This window comes from Streptomyces sp. HUAS 31, from assembly GCF_028198125.1.
Classification (GTDB): Bacteria; Actinomycetota; Actinomycetes; order Streptomycetales; family Streptomycetaceae; genus Streptomyces; species Streptomyces chartreusis.
Window position 1 is genome coordinate 720,327 of the sequence record NZ_CP116353.1, and the last position, 22,351, is coordinate 742,677.

Consider the following 22,351-nt stretch of genomic DNA (forward strand, 5'->3'; position numbering starts at 1 on the left):
ACCCGACATGAGCATCTCGGTCGTCCTGTTCACCGCCGATCTGCGGCTGTACGACCACCCGCCGCTGCGCGCCGCCCTCGACGGCACCGAGCTGACGGTCCCGCTGTTCGTGCGGGACCGGGCGGTGGACGGCGCCGGGTTCGCCGTACCGAACCGGCTGGCCTTCCTCGCCGACTGTCTGCGTGACCTGGACGCCGGGCTGCGCGAGCGGGGCGGCCGGCTCGTCGTGCGCGTGGGCGACCTCGTGGACCAGGTCTGCAAGGTGGTCACGGAGGCGGACGCCGACGAGGTGCACATGGCGTCCGACGTCAGCGCCCACGCCCAGCGGCGCGAGGAGCAGCTGCGGCGGGCCCTGGAGGCGGAAGGGGTACGGCTGCACGTCCACGACACCGTGACCACCGCCGTCGCCCCGGGGGCGGTGACCCCGGCCGGCTCGGACCACTTCGCCGTCTTCACGCCGTACTTCCGCCGCTGGTCCGACGAGCTGGTGCGGGACGCGCTGGGCGCGCCGCGCCAGGTACGGGTCCCGGACGGCGTCGGCTCCGAGCCGCTGCCCTCCCGAGACGCTGTGCGGGGCATGTCGGAGGGGCTCGCCGCGGGAGGCGAGCAGGAGGGCCGCAAACGGCTCACCGCGTGGCTGCGCGGCCCGGTGTCCGCCTACGAGGAGCGCCACGACGATCTCGCCGGCGACGCCACCTCCCACCTCTCCCCGCATCTGCACTTCGGCACCCTGTCCCCCGTCGAGCTGGTCCACCGCGCGCGGCGGGCCGGCGGGCCGGGTGCCGACGCCTTCGTACGGCAGCTCGCATGGCGCGACTTCCACCGGCAGGTCCTCGCCGCACGGCCGGACGCGGGCGGCGCCGACTACCGCCCCCGGCACGACCGTTGGCGCTCAGAGCGGGAGGCGCGTGCCGACATCGAGGCGTGGAAGGAGGGCCGCACCGGCTACCCCGTCGTCGACGCCGCGATGCGCCAGCTGCGGCACGAGGGCTGGATGCACAACCGCGGCCGCCTGCTGACGGCGAGCTTCCTGGCCAAGACCCTGTACGTCGACTGGCGCATCGGCGCCCGGCACTTCCTCGATCTGCTGGTCGACGGCGATGTCGCCAACAACCAGCTGAACTGGCAGTGGGTCGCCGGGACGGGCACCGACACCCGGCCCAACCGTGTCCTCAACCCGGTCACGCAGGCCAAGCGCTACGACCCCGACGGCGGCTATGTCCGGCGCTGGGTACCGGAGTTGGCGGGGATCGAGGGACGTAGCGTGCACGAGCCGTGGCGGCTGCCCGACGGTGAGCGTGCCGCGCTGGACTACCCGGACCCGATCATCGACCTGTCGGACGGGCTGGCCCGCTTCAAGCAGGCCCGTGGGAGATGACCTCCCCCTGCCCCCGGGTCACGAGGAACCCGCGGGCGTCCCTTGCGAGTACAGCCCCGAGAGCACGTCCAGCGCCTCCTTCAGGCTGGTGGGCCGCAGCATCCCCGGCCCGGGGCGGCCCAGCCAGCCGGGGCCGCCCAGCATCACCACGGGCCGGCCGCGTGCACCGCGCACGCCCCACTGCGCGCCCGCGATGTGCTGGGCCAGCGGCAGGCTCGCGGCCGACCGGGTCTGGGCCCACAGCACCACGACCGCCGGACCGATCCGGGTCACCGCGGCCGTGAGCGCCTCCACGGGGACGGCGCCGCCGAACATCCGCGTGGGCAGGCCCAGTTCGCACAACCCGGCGTTGAGTGCCTCCAGCGGCAGGCTGTGCTGCTCGCCCGGCACGCAGGCCAGCAGCACGGGTCCGGGAGCGTGGGCCGGGCCCGGTGTCCCCAGGGGGCGGGTGCACCGGCGCAGCGCGCTGGAGACGTGCCAGGACAGCAGGTGTTCCACCTCGACGTAACGGTCGCCGGAGGAGGCCCACTTGCGGCCCACCGCGTGCAGCGTCGGCACCATCACCTCCTGCCAGGCGACGACGATGCCGTGGTCGTCCACCGCCGAGGCCAACTGCTGCTCCACGGCGGGCGCGTCGAGCCGCACGGCGGCCCGGGCGAGCCCACGGCACTCCTGACGCACATCGCCCAGCGGCAGCGTGCCGCTCGCACGGGACCGGGCGCCGCCCGTCGGCGCGGCCTCGGCGTCGTCCGCGAGCGCGACGGCATCGTCCGCTCCCCGGCTCGCGGTGCGGGCGGCCTCCGCGGGCGGTACTCCGGCGGACGTCAGCCGGCACATCGCCTCCAGCACGGCGACGTCCCGCGGCGTCCACCGCCGGTGCCGGCCCTCGCCGCGGACCTCCGGCCCGATGCCGTAGCGGCGGTCCCAGGAACGCAGCGTGGTGGGCGACACCCCGAGCCGGCGGGCCAGCGCACCGGTCGTGAGACCCGCGCCCGCCTCCCGGGAGGCCGTCTCCGGCCGGGGCCCGGTCTCGACGTCCGCCTCGCTCGCCGTCTTCTCCATGGTCCCGACGATACGACGCACAACCGATGCGTGTTGTTGTCCTCCCGCCCCGGATCACACGATGGCGTTACGCAGCGCGGCCGGACCGGCGGAGGTCCCCCCGACCGACCCGAGGACCTGATCCGTCCGTCGCGAACGGACCGCAGCACCGAGCCGTCCCTCAGGAGAGGAGCCACCGACATGACACCGCCTCCGAGCGCCGTGCCCCCGGCCCGCTCGGCTGCCGAGTACGCCGATCAGCGCCCGGCACCGACCGGCGAGGAAGAGCTGGAGCGTGGCCTGGTCTCGGGCGACGAGGCGTGTCTGGCCGCCCTGTACCGGCGCTGGTCGCCCCTGGTGCACACGCTCGCCTGGCGGGCACTCGGCGACGCGCGGGAGGCGGAGGACGTCACCCAGCAGGTCTTCCTCGGCGTGTGGCGGGGCCGGCAGGGCTACCGGCCCGAGCGCGGCACGGTCGCCGGCTGGATCTCGGGCATCACCCGGCGCAAGATCGCCGACGCCCTGTCCGCACGGACGCGGCGCAGTGACCTCGTCGCCTCGGCCGGCACCCGCCTCTCCCCCGACCTGGTCGGCAGCGACCGGTTCGCGGAGGCCGCCCTGGACCGGGTGGTCGTCCGCGACGCGCTCGCCGGGCTGCCGGACGCCCAGCAGCGGGTGCTGCGGCTGACCTTCTACGAGGACCTCACCCAGACCCAGATCGCCGAACGCACCGGCTGGCCCCTGGGGACGGTCAAGAGCCACGCCCGGCGCGGCCTGCACCGGCTGCACCACCGTCTGCGGGAGGACGTCCAGGTCTGAACGGCACGCCGGCACGCCGGCGGCGCGCACGACAACACAAAGCCATATCGAGCGGCGCATCCCCTCGCGCCGCACCCGGGGAGCAGGCCCCGCTCCCCCGCTCGCCCCCGGGGAGAATCGGCGCTCCTCGGGGGCGGGCCTGCCGTCGCACGTCCGCCGGCCGCCGCTGCGTCGTTCGGCCCGACCGCCGAACCGGCGGCCGGGCAGGCCACCGCCTCGGACATGTCCCACTCCCGGAGGACCCCCCGTGAAAGAAGCCGTGTACATCGGCCCGAACCCGTCGTCGCAGCCCGATCTGGCGGAACTGGTGCAGCGCGTGGCCCTGGGCGACCAGGACGCGTTCGCCGCGCTGTACGACTCCGTGGCGAGCCCCGTCCACGGGGTGGTCCGCAGCGTGTTGCGCGACCGGGCCCAGTCGGAGGAGGTGGCCCAGGAAGTGCTGGTGGAGGTGTGGCGGACGGCTCCCCGGTACCGGCCGGACCGCGGCACCCCCGTGAACTGGATCCTCACGCTGGCGCACCGGCGGGCGGTGGACCGGGTGCGGTCAGTGGAGGCCGCCGCGGCGCGGGAGCACAAGGCCGCGCTGCTTGACCGGTTGCCCGAGTACGACCAAGTGACCGAGCAGGTCGAGGCACGTCTGGAGAGGGAGCAGGTGCGGCGCTGTCTGCGGACCCTCACGGACGTCCAGAAGCAGGCCGTCACGCTCGCGTACTACCGGGGGCTGACGTACCGCCAGGTCGCCGAGACGCTCGCGCTGCCGCTCGGCACCGTCAAGACGCGGCTGCGCGACGGCCTCGTCCGGCTGCGTGACTGTCTGGGGGTGACCGTGTGATCACCGCCGATCTGCACACGCTGTCCGGCGCCTACGCCCTGCACGCCCTCCCCCACGACGAGCGGGCCGCCTTCGAGCGGCATCTCGCGGACTGCGAGGCCTGCGCGCAGGAGGTCGCCGAGTTCACCGCGACCGCGGCGAGGCTCGGCCTCGCGACGGCCGGGCCGCTGCCGCCGGAGATGCGGGAGCAGGTACTGCACCGCATAGCCGCCGTACGGCAGGAGAGGCCGGTGTCGGCCTCCATCGCCCGCGCCGGCCGGTTCGGGACGCGGGCGCGCCGGTCGTCCCGGTGGGCGCTGGCCGCCTGTGTCGCCGCCGCCGGGCTGGGCGGCGTCGCCGTGTGGCAGCACGATCGTGCCGGGAACGCGCGGGCCGAGGCCCGCCAGGCACGGGCGAGCGCCGACGAGCTGGCCGCCGTGCTCACCGCCCCCGACGCGCGCACCGGTACGGCCCGGCTGGCGGGCGGTGCGACCGGTGCTGTGGTGGTGTCCCGGAGCCTGGACAAGGCCGTGTTCGTCAGTTCCGGCATGGCGGAGCCGCCGCGCGGCAAGGTCTACCAGCTGTGGTTCGACGACCACGGCACCATGCGGCCCGCCGGCCTGATGGACCCGCGCCGCGCCGACCAGTCGGTGCTGCTCCAGGGCGCCCTGGACGGGGCGTACGGCATGGGCATCACGGTGGAGCCGGCGGGCGGCTCGGCGGAACCCACCTCGCCACCGGTCGCCGTGATGGACTTCCCGACCTGACACGCCGGTCGTCGCGGGCGGTCCGTCATGCACGGCGACGCGGCGGCCAAGGGAAGAACCCGCTCGTACGGGCGACGTACTCGGCGTATCCCGGACGTCCGCTCATGTGCCGCTCCAGCAGCGGCTTCCCGCTCCCGCGGACGAGCAGGAAGGTCATCACCAGCGGGGAGACGACGGACACCAGGGCCGCAGCGCCCGAGTCGCAGGCGATCAGGAACAGCCCCCACCAGACGCAGAAGTCCCCGAAGTAGTTGGGGTGCCGGGTGTAGCGCCACAGCCCCCGGTCCATGATCCTGCCGCGGTGGGCGGGATCCGCCTTGAAGCCGGCCAGCTGGGCGTCCCCGACGGCTTCGAAGAACACGCCCACCGCCCAGAGCGCCGTGCCGGCCCAGGCGAAGGCCGTCATGTCCGCCGGTACGTACTGGGCGGCCTGGACCGGGAGCGACACGAGCAGCACCAGTGCGCCCTGGAGCAGGTACACGACGCGCAGCGCGTACAGGTCGCGGTTCCCGGGCGCCTTGGCCAGCAGGGCGTCGTAGCGCGGGTCCTCGCCGTCGCCGTGCCCCCGGCGGGCGATGTGGACGGCGAGCCGCAGCCCCCACACCACCGTCAGGGCGGTGACCAGGACCCGGCGCCCCAGGTCCCCCTCCCCGGCCGACGCCACGAAGGTCACGACGGCGACCGCGCTGAACGCGACGCCCCAGGCGATGTCGACCACGCGGTGGACGCCTCGGCGTACGGCGACGGCGAAGGTGGCCAGCATGACGGCGAGGACGGCGGCCGCGGCCCAGAGCAGGTTGAGGGCGAAGGCGCCCCAGTCGAGGCCGTTCACGACCGGTCCAGCCCCGAGTACCAGTGCTCCGGCGACAGCGGCATGCCACTGCCGCCGCGCGGGGTCGGGCGAACGCTCAGGATCTGGTCGACACCCATACGCCCCTCCTCGAAGGCGAGTGCCCCGCCGGCCAGGTACAGCCGCCATACGCGTGCCGTCTCCTCGCCGGTCATCCGTACGACGTCGTCCCAGCGTTCCTCCAGGGTGCGCCGCCATGCCGCGACCGTGCGCACGTAGTGCTCGCGCAGCGATTCGACGTGCCGCACCTCCAGCCCGGCGCGCTCCAGGAGCCCGGCGGTGTCGCCGAGCGGTCGCATGTGCATGTCGGGGGCGATGTACGCCTCGATGAAGGCGCCGCCGCCCGGTGCGGTGCCCGCGCGCGACATCTGCTGCACCAGCACGCGCCCCTGGGGTCGGACGAGCCGGTGCAGGGCGGCGGCGAAGGCCGGGTACTCGGCGTCGCCGACGTGCTCGCCCATCTCGACGGTGGCGACCGCGTCGTAGTCGCCGCCCGTGATGTCCCGGTAGTCCTGGCACACCACCTCGACCCGGTGTTCCAGGCGGCGTTCGCGCACCTGTTCCCGTACGTACGCGGCCTGCTCGGCGGCCAGAGTGACGGCGGTGACCTGCGCCTGGTGCCGTTCGGCCGCGTGCAGCGTGAGGGAGCCCCAGCCGCAGCCGATGTCGAGGAGCCGGGAGCCGGGCACGACGGCCAGCTTGCGGCAGATCAGCTCCAGCTTGGCCCGCTGGGCGTCGGCGGGACCGAAGCCGGGGTCGTCGCTCGCCCAGTAGCCGCAGGAGTAGGCCATGGTGTCGTCGAGGAGGAGCCGGTAGAAGTCGTTGGACAGGTCGTAGTGATGACTGATGGCGTCCCGGTCGCGGGACTTGCTGTGCAGACGGCCGCGCAGGCGTGCCTGGGACGGCGGCGCGGCCGGGCGGGGACCGACGGCACCCAGCCGTACGGCCGTGCCGACCGCCCGGGCCCGGCCGGCGAGGGTGAGCCGTGGGGCGTGCGAGCCGTGGTCCCGGGCCGCCGCCCACATGATGCGCAGCGCCTTCGCCAGGTCGCCCTCGACGTCGAGGTCACCGGTCACGTACGCCTGGGCCAGGCCCAGTTCGCCGGGTGCCCACAGCAGTCGTCGCAGGGCGCGCCGTGAGCGTACGACGGCCACCGGTCCGTCGGCCGGGCCGGCCTCGCTGCCGTCCCAGGCGCGCAGCCGCACCGGCAGCGGGCCGCCGAGCGCTTCTCCGGCCAGGGCGGCGAGCCGGTGGGCGACACCCGGCCGGTCGCCCGGGGCGGGGCGCGGCCGGTCCGTTCGGGGGGTCAGCTCGTCTCGGTCGGTTCCGGCGGTGGTCATCGGGCGAGGTCCTCCTTCGTGCACAGGTACTGCTGGACGTCGAGGTAGCCGGAGCGGAAACCGGCCTCGGAGTAGGCCAGGTAGAAGGTCCACATGCGCCGGAAGGTCTCGTCGAAGCCGAGGCCGGCCACCTCGTCCGCCCGCTCGGTGAACCGTTCGCGCCACAGGCGCAGCGTCTCGGCGTAGTGCGCGCCGAAGCCCTCGCGGCGGGTGACGGCGAGCCGGGTGTGGTCCCGGACGGTCCGTTCGATGGCCTTCACGGAGGGCAGCAGGCCGCCGGGGAAGATGTACTTCTGGATCCAGGTGTGGGTGTTCCGGCTGGCCAGCATCCGCTCGTGCGGCATGGTGATGACCTGGAACGCGGCACGTCCGCCGGGCACGAGTCGCTCGTCCAGGGTGCGGAAGTACACCGGCCAGAACTCCTCGCCGACCGCCTCCAGCATCTCGACGCTCACCACGGCGTCGTAGGTGCCGAGTGCTTCCCGGTAGTCGCACAGCTCTATCGCGACCCGGTCACTCAGGCCCACCTCGCGGACCCGCTCACGGGCCAGGTCGCGCTGTTCCCGGGACAGGGTCAGCGAGGTGACGTGCGCGCCACGGGCCGCGGCCCGGATCGCCAGTTCGCCCCAGCCGGTGCCGATCTCCAGCAGTCGGGTGCCGTCGCCGACCTCGGCGAGGTCGAGCAGCCGGTCGATCTTGCGGTGCTGGGCGGCGGCGAGCAGGTCCCAGTGGGCGGGGAAGCCGCGGAAGAGCGCCGAGGAGTAGGTGAGGGTGTCGTCCAGGAAGAGGGCGAACAGTTCGTTGGACAGGTCGTAGTGGTGGCTGATGTTGTCCCGGGCGTGATCGGGTGTGTTGCGGCGGCTCGGCGGCTGGCGCAGGGCCCACAGGCCGCGCAGGCGCTGCAACGGGGCCGGGACCAGTTCGGCCGCGTGGGCTGCCAGCACGGTGAGTACGCCGACCGGGTCGGGGGCGTCCCACTCCCCCGCCATGTAGGACTCGCCGAACCCGATCAGCCCCTGGGATCCGATGCGTCGGTGGAAGGCGTCCGGATCGTGGACGTCCAGCAGGGGCCCGCCTTTGCCGACACTGCGCGTTCCGGCGAAGCGGGCTTGCAGGGGCAGCTCGCGCAGGGCCCGGCGCACCACGGTCCGGGTCAGCGCGGTCCGGGGCCAGGTGGCGGTGGGAGGGGCCGGGGCGTCGAGTCGGGTGGTGGCGGCGGGCGTGGCGCCAGGGCGTTCCGCGTCGGCGTCGGCGCTGCTCTGTTCGGCGTCGAGGTCGCCCGTGGGGGCGTCCCCCTGCTCGGCGGCGGAGCGGGGCTCGGCGGCTCTCATTTCACATTCTCCGGAGTCCGGTGGCGGGGGCGGGGCTGGACGGGCAGTCCCCGCAGGTACAGGCGGATGCCGTGCATCCGGATGGCCGCCGACACCGCGGCCGTGGACCACGGGTGACGCAGCGCCAGCCGGAGCAGCGCGCCCGTCGTCACTTCCCGGCGCAGGCCGCGAACGGTTGCGGTGAAGGGCCGGCCGCCCGCACGGTCCAGGCGCACGGTGAGGTCGAGCCGGCGGTCGGGCGCCGGAACACGCATGCGGTAGCGGCCGTCGACGGGGAAGAACGGCGAGACGTAGAACTCCTTGCCGGTGTACGCGACGTCCTCCGCGTCCGGGCGGAGGAGGTAGCAGTGCCGTTCGCCGTACGTGTTGTGGACCTCGGCGACCACGCAGCGCGGCCGGCCGTCGGGGTCGTGGCACCAGTAGAGGGTGAGGGGGTTGAAGACGTACCCGAAGACGCGCGCGTGGGTGAGCATGACGACGCGTCCGCCGCGCAGGTCGACACCACGGTCGGCGAGGTACTTGTCGAGCCCGGCCCGGATGGAGGACTGTGTGCCGTCGAAGTGGTCGCGCGGGTCGAAGCGTGCCAACGCACGTACCGCGTACGGGAGTCGAGGCGGCCGGTCGGGGTCGATCAGCCACATGTAGGTGCGGTGCCGCAGCCCGTACCGGGTGGGCGTCGTACGCACATGCGTGATCGCGCAGGAGTACAGGGCCGGGGTCGCCGTCACCATCGCACCCCCAGTGCCGCGGCGGCCGTCGCTCCGGAGCGGCAGCCGTCCTCGTGGAAGCCCCAGCCGTGGTAGGCGCCGGCGAACGCGGTGACGGGGGTGTCCAGTTCGGGCAGCCGCTGCTGTGCGGCGACCGACTCGGGTGTGTAGACGGGGTGTTCGTAGACCATGCGGGCCCGGATCCGGGCCGGGTCGACGCGGTCCTCGCCGCCGAGGGTGACCACGTACGTCTCGGGGGTGTCGAGTCCCTGGAGGCGGTTCATGTCGTAGCTGACGCGGACCCGGTCGGCGGGTGCCCGGCACGAGGGCATCAGGTAGTTCCACGACGCGCGGGCCGCACGGGCACGCGGCAGCAGTGTCGTGTCGGTGTGCAGGAGCGTGGCGTTGCGCGAGTAACGGAAGGCCCCCAGCACCTCCTTCTCCGCCGGGGAGGCGTCGGCGAGGAGGGTGAGGGCCTGGTCGGGGTGTACGGCGATCACGACGGAGTCGTACGAGTCGGTGGTGCCGTCGCGTGTGGTGACGTCGGCCCCGTCGGCGTGCCGGCGCACGGCGTGTACGGGGGCGCCGGTGCGCACCTGCTGGAGGCGCTCGGAGATCCGGTCGACGTAGGTCCGCGAGCCGCCGGTCACCGTGCGCCACTGGGGTGAGCCGCCGATCGAGAGCATGCCGTGGTGGTCGAGGAAGCGGAACAGGTAGGCGGCGGGGTAGCGTCCGGCGGTCGCGGCGTCGCAGGACCAGACCGCGGAGACGAGGGGTGTCATGAAGTGGCTGCGGAAATAGGGCGAGAAGCCCTCCCGGTCCAGGAACTCGCCGAGGGTGAAGGTGTCCCCGGCCTGGCGGGCGAGGAGCCGGCGGGCCGCGCGGTGGAAGGCGGGGACCTCGGCGAGCATCCGCAGATAGGTGCCGCGCAGGGCGTCGCGGGGCCGGGCCAGCAGTCCGGCGGGGCCGCGGGCACCCGCGTACTCCAGGCCGCAGCCCTCGCACCGCACGGACATGCTCATCTCCGACTCCCGTGTGCCGACGTCGAGTTCGCCGAAGAGCCGCAGCAACTGCGGGTAGGTGCGCCGGTTGTGCACGATGAAGCCGGAGTCGACCCGGTGGACGGTGCCGTCACTCGACGTCAGTTCATGGGTGTGGGCGTGCCCGCCGAGCCGGTCGTCGGCCTCGTACAGCGTGACGTGATGGGCGCGGGCCAGCACATGTGCCGCGGTCAGTCCCGCGATCCCGCTGCCCACGACGGCCGTACGCCGACGCGCACCGGACCCGCCCCCCGCCGCATCCTCCGGCCGTGACGCTGGCGCCATCGTTGCTCCTCCCACCCGCTGCGATCGGCTTGTCCCGCGTAATCCGAAGCTGCGGGCGGGCCGGATTGGCCGGTGGGGGAACTTCCTGCGATCAGGTGCGAGGCACAGCCTTCCGCAGCCCTCTCACCACTACACATAAGGAAGAAATAAGCGCAGAATGGGCTGAGGCGGCGCTTACCGCACACCGCACCAGTAGCGGTCAGGCCTGCGAGTCAAAGGAGACGAGTCATGGCCAACGTCTCGCCCACCAGAGGTGACATATCCAGCCACCCCGATGTGTCGGAGATGCGGGAGCGCTATGCCCGCATGCTCGGCGGTCGTGATGTGACGCTCTTGGACGGACCGGTGTTCCTGCTCGGTCTGTACTGCGCCGTATCCCCCTGGATACTCCACTACACGGCGAGCCAGCCACCGCTCGTGACCCACAACCTGATCGTGGGGATAGCGATCGGCCTGCTGGCCCTCGGGTTCACCCGGGCCCCGGAACGCATGTACGGCCTCAGCTGGGCCTGCTGCGCGATCGGCGTCTGGATGATCATCGCGCCGTGGGTGGTTGGTGACAGCCCGGACACCGGTGTCATAGTGAACAACATCATCATCGGCGCGCTGGCCGTGCTCCTGGGGCTGATGTGCGCCGGCGCGGCGGCAAAGAGCACTCCGAGGCCGTAGCCGCGCACGGGAGAGTCAGACACGAAGGCCGGACCGCACTCGCGGACCGGCCTTCTCACGTTCTCGGCCTTCGGCGCGCTCAGTGCGCCGGCATCAGCCACGGCTCCTGCGGCAGGACGTGGCCGGTCTCCAGCAGCGACTTGAGGTTGGACAGCACCGCCGGCCAGCCGGAGGACACGTCGGCACGCTCGCTCTCGTCCGCGAGGTCCTCGTGGGTCACGGTGAGCCGGACGATCTCGGCGTGCTGCCGGATGTCGAAGGTGACCCGGGAGTGCCTGTCCTGCTGCCCCTCCTCGTCCGGCGCCGCCCAGGTGGTGACCAGCCGGGTCGGACGCTCGCTCTCCACGACGGTGCCGACCACGTCGGCGATGCCCGAGCCGTCGGTGCGGACATGCTCCCAGCGGGAACCGGGCCGCCAGTCCGAGACATTGCTGTGTCCCCAGTAGGCGGCGGTCAGGTCGGCGTCGGTGAGGGCGTCCCAGACCTTCTCGGGTGTGCTCTCGATGTAGGTGACGTAGACGAATGTGGGCTTGTCGGTCATGGCTTCCTCGGCTCGTCGTTTCACGGCCCCGAGCACGCGCAGGCGCGGGCTCTCGAACTTGTCGATCCACCGCTCCTGGATCTCGTGGAGCGGGACCGGATTGAGGTAGTGCAGCTTCTCCCGCCCCCGCCACACCGTGCTGACCAGATTGGCGGCCTCCAGGACGCCCAGGTGCTGGGTCACCGACTGACGAGTCATGGCGATGCGCGCGCACAGCTCGCCCAGCGTCTGGCCGTTGTCCTCGTGCAGCCGGTCCAGGAGCCGTCTGCGCGTGTCGTCGGCCAGCGCCTTGAAGACCTTGTCCATCGCGGGGTCGCTCTCTGATCGCACACTCAACGTTATGCAGGCAATCACCTGCATGTCAATCGAAGAGTTTTGCCCGCTCTGAGAAGCATGTGTCGAATGGCTGTTACATGACGTATGGGGTCCCTTGATGGACGGTCCGTAGCTTCGAACGCGTCGGAACGAACCCCACCGAAGGAAACGACTCCCTGATGCGTGCTTCCCGCACCCTGCGCACCGCCCTCGTCGCCGCCGGTGTCACCACGGCACTCGGCATCTCGGCCGCCGGCGCGCTCGCCGCCCCCGCGCACATCCCGTCCATGTCCCAGCCCACCAAGGCAAAGCGCGTGTACGTGACGACGGTGAAGCTCGCGGACGAGGCCGGCCGGGCCAAGGTCTACAGGACCGGCAAGGACCGCTACGAGGCGGAGATCTGGGCCGAGGGAGCGAAGTACGGCACCTTGTACACCCAGGGCATGCCCACGCACGCCCAGCACAACGGGCTGCACGTCACGCTCCGCCCGGACGGCCGGGTCTCGTCCTGGGTCGAGCGTGCCGAGCCGAAGCCCGAGCCGGCCGCCGAGCGCGTCCTGATCGGCACGTCGACGCTGGCGGACGGGTCGACGACGGCCAGGATCTACCGGCTGACGGCCGACCACTACGAGGCTGACGTCTACGCGGGCGGCAAGCGGCTCGACACACTCGTCGCCGACGGCCGAGCCGCGTACGGCGAGAACGACGGACTGCACGTCGCTCTCCACCCGGACGGCAGACTGGCGTCCTGGGGCGACGCGGCCTAGAGCCCGCGCCCGTGCGCCGCGTCAGCGCAGCAACGCCCCCAGCGCGCCCCGGTGTTCGGCCGTCCAGGCATAGGCGTCGCGCACCTCGACCAGGACGCCGCGCTGCCGCAGCGCCACCATGGCCGGCTCACCGCGCTGCGCACCCGCCTCGATGCCCTGCCGGCAGCGGTCCTGCCACCACAGGATCGTGTCCACGAGGTCCTCGCCGCCGTCGCACGGACCGTACGCGTCACGTACGAGGGCGATCCGCCGGGCCGCCTCGGGCACATCCGTGACACGCGGCCCGAGATCCAGGTACTGCCAGCACACGTGCGCGAGGTCGTGCACCCGCTCGCCGGGTGCGGCCAGGTCCCAGTCGACGAGGGCGGTCGGCCACCATTCGCCGTCCTCGACCGTGTAGACCGTGTTCTTCGGGGCGAGGTCGTTGTGGCACACGACGTCCCGGTCGCCGGCCAGTGCGGTTCCGTGCGTCATGTCGTGGACGGCGCGCACGAGTCGGGCCACCCGCACGAGCGCGGTGTCCGTGCGGGCCACGGCCCGCTCCTCGGCGGTGACGGCCGCCCGCCCCTCCAGGTAGCCGAACACCTCCCGCCCCTGCTTGTCCGTCCCGATGTAGGGCGGGGCGCCCGCCCACTCCCGTGACTCGAAGAGCGCCAGCAACTCCCGCACATAGCCCGACCGTTCGTGCGGTGGACGCCGCACCGTGGTCCCGACCCGCACGACCTCGTTGACGGCTCCGCCGCCGAGCACCCGCTCCGTCATTCGCACCTCCGCCGATCAGACGATCATCTGCCCACAAAACCACTCGCGAAGCAAGCCCGCACCCGGGCACGCTGCCGGTATGGATCACGCCGAGGTACTACTGATCGGGGGGCGGGCCGGGGTCGGGAAGACCACGGTCGGCTGGGAGGTCTCGGCCCGGCTGCGGGCCGCGCGGGTCGCGCACGCGGTGATCGACGGCGACTTCATGGGGGCCGTTCATCCGGCGCCGCCGGCCGACGCGCACCGCTCGGACATCACGGCACGGAACCTGGCCGCGGTGTGGGCGAACTACACCGAGCTCGGTTACCGGCGGCTCGTCTACACCAACACCACGAGCGTGCTCGACATGGCGGCGCCCATGTTCCGCCGCGCCATGGGGGACGACGTACGGCTCGTGCGGGTGCTGCTGACCGCGACCGACGAGACGGCCGCACAGCGCCTGACCGGGCGTGAGCTGGGCTCCGAGCTGGAGCACGAGATGCGCGGCAGCCGGCGCAAGGCCCGGCTCCTGGACGAACACGCACCCGATGACGTGCGGCGCGTACCGACGGACGGCCGCACGGTGATCGACATCGCCGCGGAGGTGGTGGCGGCGACGGGCTGGACCGTGGACGTCCCCTCGGCGGCGACCGGTCGGACACCTACCGCCGGCTGAAGCGGAACGGACTGTCCCTCTCTCCACGGGGAACTCGCATTACTGCGGGGACAGGAGGAAGAGGGGCGAAATGGAGATCTCGGGCATCATCAGTGCCATCGTGATCGGCATCGTCATCGGTGTGCTCGGCCGGCTCGTCGTTCCGGGTCGGCAGCGCATCGGTGTCCTGTGGACGATCCTCGTCGGCATCGTGGCCGCGCTGCTGGGCTCGGCACTCGCGGCCGGCCTGGACGTGGCCGACACCGACGGAGTCGACTGGATCGAGTGGCTCATCCAGATCGGCCTCGCCGCGATCGGCGTGGCGGCACTGGACCGGGCGAAGGCACGCCGCTGACACCACACCGGGAGAACGAGCGGGCGCCGCGCCGGCGACACGGGCTCCACGGCGCCCGGCTCCGCACGGCACCCCCCACGTCAGGCGACCGCCCCGGCGGCCCGCATCGCGGCCAGGCCGTCGCGGGCCGCCGGATGGACCGGCGTCCAGCCGAGTTCCCGCTCGGCCTTCGCCGTGGACACCCGCAGCGTCGCCGACATCACCGTGTGCGCGTACGACATGGGCCGCATCAGCCACAGCGGTACGGTCATCGGCTTCGGCAGCCCGAACTCCTCGGCCACGCACCGGACATGGCTCCCGCACCCCATCGGCGTCCGGTCGGCGATGTTGTACGCCTGGCCGGGCCGCCCGCGTTCGACGGCGGCGGCCACCGCACGGGCCGCGTCGGTGAGCTCGATCCAGGGCAGGACCCGGCCGTGGTCTGCGGGCAAGGGCAGTTGCCGTTTGCGCAGCATGGGCAGGAGCGCGTCGGTGCCGCCGGGGCCGTAGAAGAGTCCGAAGCGCAGGGCGATGCCGTCAAGCCCCGGGGTTTCGAGGGTGAGTCGTTCCTTCACACGCATCGCCTCGATGTGCCGTTCCCGCTCCGGGGAACGGCCGCTCGGCCCGAAGAGATCGTCCTCGGTGAGCACATGGTCGCCGTGGTCGCCGTAGCCGTATCCGAAGACCATCGACTCGGCCACGAGACGCCGGGCACCGGTGGCCCGCGCGGCCTCGACGAGGTGGGCGGTTCCGTCGGTGCGCAGCGCGTTGGTGGCGTGCATGTCGCGGTGGCGCATGGGCGGCTTGCTCAGCACGGTCGCCGCGTGGATCACCGTGTCGAAGCGGTGTCCGTCGACGGCGCGCAGCAGAGCGTCCCGGTCCATCAGGTCGGCCCGGATGTCGTTGCGTGCGCCGCGGCCGAGACCGGTGACCTCGTGGCCCGCCTCGGTCAGGGCACGGGTGATGTGCCGGCCGAGGACGCCGCCGGCGCCCGCGAGGAGGATCGCCCGGCCGGTGCTCCTGTCGTCGCTGTGGTTCGTCGTCATGACCTTGCGACGAACCGGCGGGGCCCGGATGTGACATCCGGACCGGGTGCGACCGTCATCACGTCACGAAGCGAGCCGTCGCAGCAGGTCACGGACCGTGGCGATCGGCCCTACGGCGTGTGGACGTACGGCGTCGTGGTCGTCAGCGGTTCGAAGCCCAGCCTCTCCAGGATGGGACGGCTGCTGCTCATGGCGTCGACCTGGAGATACCGGTAGCCGCGGTCCACGGCGGCACGGGCACGGTGGGCGACCAGCGCACGGTAGATGCCGCGGCCCCGCCAGTCCTCGACGGTCCCGCCGCCCCACAGCCCGGCGAACCGCGTGCCCGGCACCAGCTCCATCCGGGCCGCGCTCACCGGGGTGTCACCGGCCAGGGCGACGACCGCGACCACGGTGTCCGCGTCGGCCGTGAGCCGGGCGAGCAACTGATGCCTGAGCCGGGAGCCGTCGGTGCCGAACGCCTTCTCGTGGACCTGGGCGACGAGGTCGACGCCGGCACTGTCGGTCACCGGCAGTATGCGGATGCCTTCCGGTGGCTCGGCGTCCAGATTCAGGTCGGCGACCTCCCCGATCATCAGGGTCTCCTCGGGCCGGCCCACGAAGCCGGCGGCCCTGAGCCGCTGACCGAGGTCCACCGGGAGGTCGTGGCCGTAGAGCTTCCACTCGAACTCGCGGCCGAGTCCGGAGAAGTGGGCGATCTGTTCGGCGATCGCCGCGTCGGCGCCGGCCGCGTCCAGGTCGGACCACACGACGCCGTTCCAGCCGTGCTCGGACGACACCTGGCGGACGATGCGGCCCACCCGTTCGACGCGTGCGTCGGGGCCGTCCGGTTGTGCGCCTTCACGCATGTCCCGGTCGAACAGGGCGAGTACCGCGGCATGATCCATGAGGCCACTCCAGCACCGCGCCGCCGCCGCGGCAAGACCTTTCCGGATCGGACGGCCCCGCCTCTCCTTCCGGCCCGGCGTGGGCGACCATGGAAGGCGCAGGGAGAAGTCGTGCCGCTTGGAGGGCCGGAAGCCATGGTCGTGAAGGACACCGAACTGCCGCACCTGCGTCGCTGCGTCGAGCTCGCGGCAGAGGCGCTGGAGACCGGGGACGAGCCGTTCGGTTCGGTTCTGGTGGGGGCGGACGGAAAGGTGCTCGCCGAGGACCACAACCGGGTGGCCTCGGGCGACCACACCCGGCACCCCGAGTTCGAACTCGCGCGGTGGTCCGCGGCCCACATGTCGCCCGAGGAGCGTGCGGCCGCGACGGTTTACACCTCCGGCGAGCACTGCCCGATGTGCTCGGCCGCGCACGCGTGGGTGGGCCTGGGACGCATCGTGTACGTCGCCTCGTCGCAGCAACTCGGCGAATGGCTGGGCGAGTTGGGGGTGCCGGCCCCGCCGGTGCGGACGCTGTCGATCCAGGAGGTCGCGCCGGGCGTGGCCGTGGACGGCCCCGTGCCCGAGCTGACGGAGGACATCCGCGCACTGCACTTCCGGTTCCACCGGCGCACGGGCTGAGGCGGACGCCCTCGACCCGAGCACCGACGGGAGCCCGCTAGCCGAGTTCCAGCGTGGTGACGCCGAAGACGCGCTCCCGGGCGTACGGCCGTACCGGACCCGTGTACATGCGGGCCGTCTCGAAGGAGGGCGTGAAGCCGGCCTCCTCCGCGAGGGCGACGCCCGCCGGGTTGGTCTCCGGCACGTCGATCGCGACCTGGCCGCCGGCCGCCTCCGCGATCAGGGCGTCGAAGACGGCGCGTGCGTCCTCGGGGGTGTCGGCGAAGAGGGGACCGATGCGCGGGCAGTCGTGGCCGGGGCGGATCACGCCGTATCCGGTGACGCGGTCTCCGGCGCGGCGTACGACGGCGTGGTGTCCGGGGCCGGTGAGCCAGTGCGCGAGGAAGCCGGGCCGGTCGGCCGGCGTGCAGGTCGCGTCGTACTTGGTGATGTCCTCGACGTCCTCCGGCCGCACCGCCCGCACGTCCGCCGGGGTCGTGCGAGCGGGTGCGGTGCCGGTGTACCGGAAGGTGCGATGGGCGAGCTCGAAGCCGGAGCGGCGGTAGTTGTCCTGCTGCGCGACGACCCCGTCGAGGCCCACCGTGCGGTTCTCGGCGTGCGCCAGCGCCGTCTTCCAGGTGGTGAGCCCGTAGCCGTGGCCGCGGGCGTCGGGGCGGACCAGGTACCAGCCGAGGAAGGCGTAGTCGGAGCCGTAGTTGACGACGGAGATCGCCGAGACGGGCTCGCCGTCGATCCGGCCGATGAAGAAGCCCTCGGGATCCTGCGCGAAGAAGGCCGCGCTGTCCGATACTCCCGGGTTCCAGCCCTCGTCGACGGCCCAGCCGCGGACGACCGGCCAGTCGTCCGGGCCGGCCAGGGTGATGACGAGGTCTTCGGGGGCCGGAGAGGCCATGGATGCGCTCCGTTCCGTGGGGGGTGGGTACGCGCGGTGATCATCCGCGTACGCAGCATCCTCGCGGATCTCCGGGGAGGGCGTCACGGCATGATCAAGCCGTTGCGGCACCCCTCGGGGGACCTGCCGGGCAACAGTTCGCACGGCCGCGAGCGCCCGCCGTCGCACGCGACCTCTTGCCCGCGTACGACAAAGGCCCCACCGCTCGTGTGCCCGGTGGGGCCTGCCGTACCGCGACGCGGCGCAGGTCAGCGCATCGACCTCGGGCGGAAGCGGCGGTACAGGACGGCCCCGCCCAGGACGAGGGCCGCGGCGCCCGCCACGGTGGGGGCGGTGTGGTCCGCTCCGGTGTAGGCCAGCGTCGCCTCGGGCGCGTGCGGCACGTGCGCGGGCGGCACCGACCTCGGCGGATGCGACCTGGGCTCCGTGGCCGGCTTCGGAGCGGGCTTGGTGGTGCGCGGCGGGACGGAGGTGTTCACCGACTCGTTGTCCACCGCCGCGTTGCCGACGCCGACCACGTTCACGCTGTTGCCGGAGACGTTCACTGGGACGTGGACCGGCAGTTCCACGAGGTTCCCGGACACGACACCGGGTGAATCCTTTCCGCTTCCCTGGGCCGAGGCCCCGCCGCCGCCCGAGGGCGAGGGTGCCTTGGTCTTGTGCCCACCGTCCTCGTTGACGCACTTGTTGCCGGCGGTGGGGTTCAGCAGCCCCACCACGTTCACGGTGTTCCCGCACACGTTCACCGGCACGTGCACCGGGACCTGGATGGTGTTGCCGGCGAGCAGCCCCGGCGAGTCGGTCGCGGCACCGTCCGCCGCGGAATCGGCGAATGCCGGCACCGTCACAGCCATCGCCCCGGCAGAGGCGAAGGCGATCACACCGTTTCGGGTAACCCGTCTCATAGGTTCCCTGCCTTCCAGACTTGTTCACGAGCACTCGCCCGCATCGGATAAAACGCGGGCGAACCATTGGAGTTATGGCTTATCTGCCTTTCACCCCATCGAGTGTCACGTTTGTCGAACTAGCGGCAAAAACGCCCGATAGGAACACAAGGGGCGCAGGGTACGACCGCCCGGACGCCCCCGCATCCCGGGAGGCGTCCCTTCCGGGGCCCGCTTATCGTGATCGAGGACGCCGTTTCCCGGTCCGCGACGGGCGTCCTGGAGGCATCCATGCTGGCCAAGCTGTCAACGCGGCCCATGCTGCGACGCTGCACGGTCACCTGCGCGGTCGGTCTCGCCCTGTCCGCCACGGGCCTGTCCGCGAACACCGCCGACTCCGATCCCGACCTGGGCGGCTTCTACGGGCAGAAGGTCACCTGGTCGAAATGCCCGGGAGAGGGACTGCCCAAGGATCTTCAGTGCGGCAAGGTCACCGTCCCGCTCGACTACGCCCACCCCCGAAAGGGATCGCTGGACCTGGCACTCGCCCGCTATCGGGCCACGGGCGACAAGCGGGGCTCGGTACTGCTGAACTTCGGCGGGCCGGGCGGCCCCGGCATCCCCGAGTTCATGTCCGGCGGCAAGGAGTTCATGGAGCTCACCGACAACTACGACGTCGTGACCTTCGATCCGCGCGGCGTCGGCAGGTCCTCCCCGGTCAGCTGCGGCGACGGCCAGGAGCAGATCCAGCTGCCGGAGGACGGCACCGACCTCAGCCGTGATCCACAGGCCGTGCTGTCCCAGTTGCAGAAGGCGGCCGACGTGTGCGCCCGTCACTCCGGCCCCGTGCTGCCGTACATAGGCACGGTCAACGCCTCGCGCGACATGGACGTGATGCGCGCGGCACTCGGCGACGACAAGCTCAACTACCTGGGTTTCTCGTACGGAACGCGGCTCGGCGCGGTGTACGCGGCCCAGTTCCCGGACAAGGTCGGCCGGTTGGTGCTCGACGGCGTGGACACACTGACGGAGCCGCTGACCGAGCAGGGCGTGGCGGGCGCGCAGGGGCAGCAGAAGGCGCTGGACGAGTTCATCAACTGGTGTGTGAAGGACATCGCCTGTCCGTTCGGGCAGGACGCGCGCGAGGCCCGCAAGCAGGTCGTACGCCTCGTCGAGTCGCTGGACGCGGACCCGGTGCCGTCGGCCTTCGGCGATCCGTTCACGGGTCAGGACCTGGTCGGCGCGCTCGGACAGGCGCTGTACAGCGAAGAGTTGTGGCCCTCCCTCGAGCGGGCCCTGGCGGCCCTGGTCGAGGACGGCGACACGCACGCCATCGAGTCCTTCGCGGCCGGCGGGGCCGCGCCCCCGAGGCGCGAGGAGACCGACGATCCCGACGGCGGCCTGGTGGACGAGGAGGAAGTCCCCCTCGACAACATGCCCGCGGCGCTGATGGCGATCAACTGCGCGGACGACCCGGACCGGCCCACCGGCAGGCAGATCGTCGACAACCTCGACCGGCTGCGCGCCGAGTACTACCGGGCGTCGCCCGTCTTCGGCCCGTACCGGCTCAGCGGGGTGCTGATGTGCTACGGCCGCCCCCGGGGCACGGACTTCATCCGCGATGAGGTGAAGGACGTGGACACCTCGAAGATGCTCCTCGTGGGCACCCGCGGGGACCCCGCGACGCCGTACCGCTGGACCGTGGAGACGGCGAGGCGCCTCGGGCCCTCGGCCGTGGTCCTCGACAACAAGGGCGGCGGGCACACCGGTTACGCCTCCTCCAAGTGTGTGCACGCCAAGGTCGACACCTTCCTGCTGTACGGCACGCTGCCGGCCGACGGCAGTTCCTGCGGGACGGAGGAGGACAGGGAGTAGGCCCCGGGCGGGGTGATCGGATTGCCCCTAATGCCCGATCGGTGAATCGGTCCTATCGTGCTGTTATGGAGCACGCACTCAGTCCCACAACCCTCACCGAGCTGCGGCGCCCGCGCCCGTATCCGGCCGTGTCCGTGCTGACGCCGACGCATCCCCGCGAGCCCTATCGGGCCCAGGACCAGGTCCGGCTGCGCAATGTCGTGGCCGAGGCCAAGAAGCAGCTGGAGGCCGATCCCTCGGTCACCCGCGAGCGGCGCACGGACGTCGAGCGACAGCTCGACCAGGCGCTCGCGGAAGTCGATCTCACCTACGCCGAGGACGGCCTGGTCATCTTCGCCGCGCCGGGTGAGCACCAGGTGTGGTCGCTCGCCCGCACCGTGCCCGAGCGCGTGGTGCTCTCGGACACCTTCCTCACCCGCAACCTGGTCTCCGCGCAGGCCGCCGAACGCCCGTACTGGGTGCTGTCGGTCTCCGCCGACCGCGTCACCCTGTGGAACGGCAGCCTCGACCGCATCACCGAGGCCCGCCTCGGCGGCTTCCCGCTGACCCGGCGCGCCGAGAACTTCGACGCCGAACGCCGGGAGCAGATCGGGGACACGCCGAGCACGTTCCGCGACGAGGACACCCGCCACTTCCTCAAGGACGCCGACTCGGCCATGAGCACGATCCTGCGGCGCGATCCGCGGCCGCTCTACGTCACCGGCGAACAGGCGGCGCTGTCCCTGCTGACCGAGATCGGCGGCAGCACGAAGATCGCTGTGCACATCCCGCACGGCGGCCTCGCGCACGGCACCCGCGACGCGGTGTGGCAGGCGATCGAGCCACGGATCACCGCCGAGGCCCGCGAGAGCGCCGGCGCCGTCATGCGCGAGCTCGAGAACGCCCAGGGCCGCAAGTCGTTCGCGGCCGGCGTCGACGAGGTCTGGCGCAGCGCCCGCGAGGGCCGGGTACGTCTGCTGGCCGTCGAGGAGAACTACCGGGTGACGGTGCGCGACGAGGGCGGCGACCATCTGATCCCGGCCGCGAGCGGTGATCTCGACTCCCGCGAGGACATCGTGGACGAGATCGTCGAGCAGTGCCTGGAGACCGGGGCCGAGGTCCGCTTCGTGCCGGACGGCACCCTCGGCGAGGCCCGCGGGATCGCGGGGGTGCTGCGTTACTGACGCGGACGTGCCGAGGAGGCCGGCAGCAGCTCACCGGCCTCCTCGCGCGGCACCCGGCGCCCGGTCTCACACCCCGTCGAAGAGCGCGCTCAGACCGCGCTCCACGACCGCCTCCAGGTCCTCCTCGCCGGACGCGACCACCGCGTAGGTCCGCAGCAGGAAGCGTTGCAGCGCGCCGGTGTCGAACTGGAGCAGCGCCATGCCGTACGGCGAGTGCAGCTCCACGACGGTCCGCTCGTCGCCGCACGGCCAGATGTGCACGTCCCCGTCGCCCGCGGGGCCGCGCAGCCCCGTCTCCAGCAGACCGCGGGCGAAGGTCCAGGTGGCGCCCCGGCCGTCGAGGGAGACCTCGCCCGGGAAGTCGATGTACACCGCCAGCGGGTCGGTGGAGGCGTACCGCAGTGTGGCGGGCACGGGGACCTCGCGCTCCTCGCCCGTGATGAGGCGGGCGCGGGCGGGCTGCTCGAGGGCGATGTCCATGTGCGGTCTCCCCTGCGGTCGGCGGTCGGGACGGTTTTGCCGCTGTGTCTTTACGACTCCGCAGGCGCCCCCCGCAGTACACCCAGGAGCGCACCAATTTTGTGAGCTGCAT

Annotated in this window: 24 protein-coding genes; 11 read left to right on the plus strand and 13 right to left on the minus strand. The window is 72.4% G+C overall.

The window, feature by feature from the left end; all coding sequences use genetic code 11:
- The first annotated feature begins 7 nt into the window (after nucleotides 1-7).
- On the plus strand, nucleotides 8-1,378 hold the full coding sequence (locus tag PGH47_RS02965) for a cryptochrome/photolyase family protein (RefSeq protein WP_271662073.1): 1,371 nt from the start codon (nucleotides 8-10) through the stop codon (nucleotides 1,376-1,378).
- An 18-nt stretch (nucleotides 1,379-1,396) separates the two neighbouring features.
- On the opposite strand, the gene PGH47_RS02970 is transcribed toward PGH47_RS02965, so the two are convergent.
- Nucleotides 1,397-2,440, minus strand: a complete 1,044-nt coding sequence (locus PGH47_RS02970) for a MerR family transcriptional regulator (protein WP_271662074.1) — start codon at nucleotides 2,438-2,440, stop codon at nucleotides 1,397-1,399.
- A 180-nt stretch (nucleotides 2,441-2,620) separates the two neighbouring features.
- Between PGH47_RS02970 and PGH47_RS02975 the strand changes: the two genes are divergently transcribed.
- The 3 genes from PGH47_RS02975 (at nucleotide 2,621) to PGH47_RS02985 (ending at nucleotide 4,816) form a co-directional block, all read left to right on the plus strand.
- The gene (locus tag PGH47_RS02975; RefSeq protein WP_271662075.1) at nucleotides 2,621-3,238 is read left to right on the plus strand and encodes a sigma-70 family RNA polymerase sigma factor; all 618 of its coding nucleotides are present in this window, start codon (nucleotides 2,621-2,623) and stop codon (nucleotides 3,236-3,238) included.
- 247 nt (nucleotides 3,239-3,485) lie between these two features.
- Nucleotides 3,486-4,070 (plus strand): sigma-70 family RNA polymerase sigma factor, encoded by a 585-nt coding sequence (locus PGH47_RS02980; protein WP_271662076.1) that lies wholly within the window; start codon nucleotides 3,486-3,488, stop codon nucleotides 4,068-4,070.
- On the plus strand, nucleotides 4,067-4,816 hold the full coding sequence (locus PGH47_RS02985; protein WP_271662077.1) for an anti-sigma factor: 750 nt from the start codon (nucleotides 4,067-4,069) through the stop codon (nucleotides 4,814-4,816). Before PGH47_RS02980 ends, PGH47_RS02985 begins: the two co-directional genes overlap by 4 nt.
- A gap of 25 nt (nucleotides 4,817-4,841) precedes the next feature.
- Here PGH47_RS02985 and PGH47_RS02990 read toward each other — a convergent pair whose 3' ends face one another.
- From PGH47_RS02990 to PGH47_RS03010, 5 genes are read right to left on the minus strand one after another with little or no spacing between them, the layout of a single operon-like run.
- Nucleotides 4,842-5,648, minus strand: coding sequence for a DUF1295 domain-containing protein (locus tag PGH47_RS02990; RefSeq protein ID WP_271662078.1), 807 nt, complete (start codon nucleotides 5,646-5,648; stop codon nucleotides 4,842-4,844).
- Nucleotides 5,645-7,006 (minus strand): SAM-dependent methyltransferase, encoded by a 1,362-nt coding sequence (locus tag PGH47_RS02995; RefSeq protein WP_271662079.1) that lies wholly within the window; start codon nucleotides 7,004-7,006, stop codon nucleotides 5,645-5,647. Before PGH47_RS02995 ends, PGH47_RS02990 begins: the two co-directional genes overlap by 4 nt.
- Nucleotides 7,003-8,337, minus strand: coding sequence for a class I SAM-dependent methyltransferase (locus PGH47_RS03000; protein WP_271662080.1), 1,335 nt, complete (start codon nucleotides 8,335-8,337; stop codon nucleotides 7,003-7,005). The genes PGH47_RS02995 and PGH47_RS03000 overlap by 4 nt, the downstream gene beginning before the upstream one ends.
- Nucleotides 8,334-9,068, minus strand: a complete 735-nt coding sequence (locus tag PGH47_RS03005; RefSeq protein ID WP_271662081.1) for a DUF1365 domain-containing protein — start codon at nucleotides 9,066-9,068, stop codon at nucleotides 8,334-8,336. The genes PGH47_RS03000 and PGH47_RS03005 overlap by 4 nt, the downstream gene beginning before the upstream one ends.
- On the minus strand, nucleotides 9,062-10,369 hold the full coding sequence (locus tag PGH47_RS03010) for an NAD(P)/FAD-dependent oxidoreductase (RefSeq protein WP_271662082.1): 1,308 nt from the start codon (nucleotides 10,367-10,369) through the stop codon (nucleotides 9,062-9,064). The genes PGH47_RS03005 and PGH47_RS03010 overlap by 7 nt, the downstream gene beginning before the upstream one ends.
- 228 nt (nucleotides 10,370-10,597) lie before the next feature.
- On the opposite strand from PGH47_RS03010, the gene PGH47_RS03015 reads away from it, so the two are divergent.
- Nucleotides 10,598-11,038 (plus strand): SPW repeat protein, encoded by a 441-nt coding sequence (locus PGH47_RS03015; RefSeq protein WP_271662083.1) that lies wholly within the window; start codon nucleotides 10,598-10,600, stop codon nucleotides 11,036-11,038.
- A 79-nt stretch (nucleotides 11,039-11,117) separates the two neighbouring features.
- Here PGH47_RS03015 and PGH47_RS03020 read toward each other — a convergent pair whose 3' ends face one another.
- Nucleotides 11,118-11,885, minus strand: a complete 768-nt coding sequence (locus tag PGH47_RS03020; protein ID WP_271667965.1) for an ArsR/SmtB family transcription factor — start codon at nucleotides 11,883-11,885, stop codon at nucleotides 11,118-11,120.
- A 188-nt stretch (nucleotides 11,886-12,073) separates the two neighbouring features.
- Here PGH47_RS03020 and PGH47_RS03025 point away from each other — a divergent pair, with 188 nt between their 5' ends.
- The gene (locus PGH47_RS03025; protein ID WP_271662084.1) at nucleotides 12,074-12,661 is read left to right on the plus strand and encodes a hypothetical protein; all 588 of its coding nucleotides are present in this window, start codon (nucleotides 12,074-12,076) and stop codon (nucleotides 12,659-12,661) included.
- Between the two features lie 21 nt (nucleotides 12,662-12,682).
- Here PGH47_RS03025 and PGH47_RS03030 read toward each other — a convergent pair whose 3' ends face one another.
- Nucleotides 12,683-13,423: a phosphotransferase family protein gene (locus PGH47_RS03030; RefSeq protein WP_271662085.1), complete on the minus strand. Its 741-nt coding sequence runs from the start codon at nucleotides 13,421-13,423 to the stop codon at nucleotides 12,683-12,685.
- A 79-nt stretch (nucleotides 13,424-13,502) separates the two neighbouring features.
- Here PGH47_RS03030 and PGH47_RS03035 point away from each other — a divergent pair, with 79 nt between their 5' ends.
- A complete protein-coding gene (locus PGH47_RS03035; protein WP_271662086.1) occupies nucleotides 13,503-14,078 on the plus strand; it encodes a hypothetical protein in 576 nt (191 codons plus the stop codon).
- Nucleotides 14,079-14,148: 70 nt separating this feature from the next.
- Nucleotides 14,149-14,412 (plus strand): GlsB/YeaQ/YmgE family stress response membrane protein, encoded by a 264-nt coding sequence (locus PGH47_RS03040; RefSeq protein ID WP_271662087.1) that lies wholly within the window; start codon nucleotides 14,149-14,151, stop codon nucleotides 14,410-14,412.
- Nucleotides 14,413-14,492: 80 nt separating this feature from the next.
- Here the strand turns inward: PGH47_RS03040 and PGH47_RS03045 are convergent, their stop codons facing one another.
- On the minus strand, nucleotides 14,493-15,437 hold the full coding sequence (locus tag PGH47_RS03045; protein WP_271662088.1) for an NAD-dependent epimerase/dehydratase family protein: 945 nt from the start codon (nucleotides 15,435-15,437) through the stop codon (nucleotides 14,493-14,495).
- 110 nt (nucleotides 15,438-15,547) lie between these two features.
- The gene (locus tag PGH47_RS03050) at nucleotides 15,548-16,324 is read right to left on the minus strand and encodes a GNAT family N-acetyltransferase (protein ID WP_271662089.1); all 777 of its coding nucleotides are present in this window, start codon (nucleotides 16,322-16,324) and stop codon (nucleotides 15,548-15,550) included.
- 135 nt (nucleotides 16,325-16,459) lie between these two features.
- Here PGH47_RS03050 and PGH47_RS03055 point away from each other — a divergent pair, with 135 nt between their 5' ends.
- Nucleotides 16,460-16,945: a nucleoside deaminase gene (locus PGH47_RS03055; RefSeq protein WP_271667966.1), complete on the plus strand. Its 486-nt coding sequence runs from the start codon at nucleotides 16,460-16,462 to the stop codon at nucleotides 16,943-16,945.
- Between the two features lie 37 nt (nucleotides 16,946-16,982).
- Here the strand turns inward: PGH47_RS03055 and PGH47_RS03060 are convergent, their stop codons facing one another.
- Together PGH47_RS03060 and PGH47_RS03065 are read right to left on the minus strand one after the other, a co-directional pair.
- Nucleotides 16,983-17,837, minus strand: coding sequence for a GNAT family N-acetyltransferase (locus PGH47_RS03060; protein WP_271662090.1), 855 nt, complete (start codon nucleotides 17,835-17,837; stop codon nucleotides 16,983-16,985).
- Nucleotides 17,838-18,085: 248 nt separating this feature from the next.
- Nucleotides 18,086-18,742 carry a chaplin family protein gene (locus PGH47_RS03065; RefSeq protein WP_271662091.1) on the minus strand — a complete coding sequence of 219 codons (657 nt, stop codon included), beginning with the start codon at nucleotides 18,740-18,742 and terminating at the stop codon, nucleotides 18,086-18,088.
- 270 nt (nucleotides 18,743-19,012) lie between these two features.
- On the opposite strand from PGH47_RS03065, the gene PGH47_RS03070 reads away from it, so the two are divergent.
- Both PGH47_RS03070 and PGH47_RS03075 read left to right on the plus strand, forming a co-directional pair.
- Entirely contained in the window at nucleotides 19,013-20,596 is a 1,584-nt protein-coding gene (locus PGH47_RS03070; protein WP_271662092.1) for an alpha/beta hydrolase, read from the plus strand.
- A gap of 65 nt (nucleotides 20,597-20,661) precedes the next feature.
- The gene (locus tag PGH47_RS03075; RefSeq protein WP_271662093.1) at nucleotides 20,662-21,759 is read left to right on the plus strand and encodes a baeRF3 domain-containing protein; all 1,098 of its coding nucleotides are present in this window, start codon (nucleotides 20,662-20,664) and stop codon (nucleotides 21,757-21,759) included.
- Between the two features lie 66 nt (nucleotides 21,760-21,825).
- On the opposite strand, the gene PGH47_RS03080 is transcribed toward PGH47_RS03075, so the two are convergent.
- The gene (locus PGH47_RS03080; protein ID WP_030951434.1) at nucleotides 21,826-22,239 is read right to left on the minus strand and encodes an SsgA family sporulation/cell division regulator; all 414 of its coding nucleotides are present in this window, start codon (nucleotides 22,237-22,239) and stop codon (nucleotides 21,826-21,828) included.
- Nucleotides 22,240-22,351 lie beyond the last annotated feature (112 nt).

Coding starts and splice junctions, on each gene's coding strand:
- PGH47_RS02965 (WP_271662073.1), top strand. CDS start 8: ATGAGCATCTCGGTCGTCCTGTTCACCGCCGATCTGCGGCTGTACGAC.
- PGH47_RS02970 (WP_271662074.1), bottom strand. CDS start 2,440: ATGGAGAAGACGGCGAGCGAGGCGGACGTCGAGACCGGGCCCCGGCCG.
- PGH47_RS02975 (WP_271662075.1), top strand. CDS start 2,621: ATGACACCGCCTCCGAGCGCCGTGCCCCCGGCCCGCTCGGCTGCCGAG.
- PGH47_RS02995 (WP_271662079.1), bottom strand. CDS start 7,006: ATGACCACCGCCGGAACCGACCGAGACGAGCTGACCCCCCGAACGGAC.
- PGH47_RS03000 (WP_271662080.1), bottom strand. CDS start 8,337: ATGAGAGCCGCCGAGCCCCGCTCCGCCGCCGAGCAGGGGGACGCCCCC.
- PGH47_RS03005 (WP_271662081.1), bottom strand. CDS start 9,068: ATGGTGACGGCGACCCCGGCCCTGTACTCCTGCGCGATCACGCATGTG.
- PGH47_RS03010 (WP_271662082.1), bottom strand. CDS start 10,369: ATGGCGCCAGCGTCACGGCCGGAGGATGCGGCGGGGGGCGGGTCCGGT.
- PGH47_RS03015 (WP_271662083.1), top strand. CDS start 10,598: ATGGCCAACGTCTCGCCCACCAGAGGTGACATATCCAGCCACCCCGAT.
- PGH47_RS03020 (WP_271667965.1), bottom strand. CDS start 11,885: ATGGACAAGGTCTTCAAGGCGCTGGCCGACGACACGCGCAGACGGCTC.
- PGH47_RS03025 (WP_271662084.1), top strand. CDS start 12,074: ATGCGTGCTTCCCGCACCCTGCGCACCGCCCTCGTCGCCGCCGGTGTC.
- PGH47_RS03030 (WP_271662085.1), bottom strand. CDS start 13,423: ATGACGGAGCGGGTGCTCGGCGGCGGAGCCGTCAACGAGGTCGTGCGG.
- PGH47_RS03035 (WP_271662086.1), top strand. CDS start 13,503: ATGGATCACGCCGAGGTACTACTGATCGGGGGGCGGGCCGGGGTCGGG.
- PGH47_RS03040 (WP_271662087.1), top strand. CDS start 14,149: ATGGAGATCTCGGGCATCATCAGTGCCATCGTGATCGGCATCGTCATC.
- PGH47_RS03045 (WP_271662088.1), bottom strand. CDS start 15,437: ATGACGACGAACCACAGCGACGACAGGAGCACCGGCCGGGCGATCCTC.
- PGH47_RS03050 (WP_271662089.1), bottom strand. CDS start 16,324: ATGGATCATGCCGCGGTACTCGCCCTGTTCGACCGGGACATGCGTGAA.
- PGH47_RS03055 (WP_271667966.1), top strand. CDS start 16,460: ATGGTCGTGAAGGACACCGAACTGCCGCACCTGCGTCGCTGCGTCGAG.
- PGH47_RS03060 (WP_271662090.1), bottom strand. CDS start 17,837: ATGGCCTCTCCGGCCCCCGAAGACCTCGTCATCACCCTGGCCGGCCCG.
- PGH47_RS03065 (WP_271662091.1), bottom strand. CDS start 18,742: ATGAGACGGGTTACCCGAAACGGTGTGATCGCCTTCGCCTCTGCCGGG.
- PGH47_RS03070 (WP_271662092.1), top strand. CDS start 19,013: ATGCTGGCCAAGCTGTCAACGCGGCCCATGCTGCGACGCTGCACGGTC.
- PGH47_RS03075 (WP_271662093.1), top strand. CDS start 20,662: ATGGAGCACGCACTCAGTCCCACAACCCTCACCGAGCTGCGGCGCCCG.
- PGH47_RS03080 (WP_030951434.1), bottom strand. CDS start 22,239: ATGGACATCGCCCTCGAGCAGCCCGCCCGCGCCCGCCTCATCACGGGC.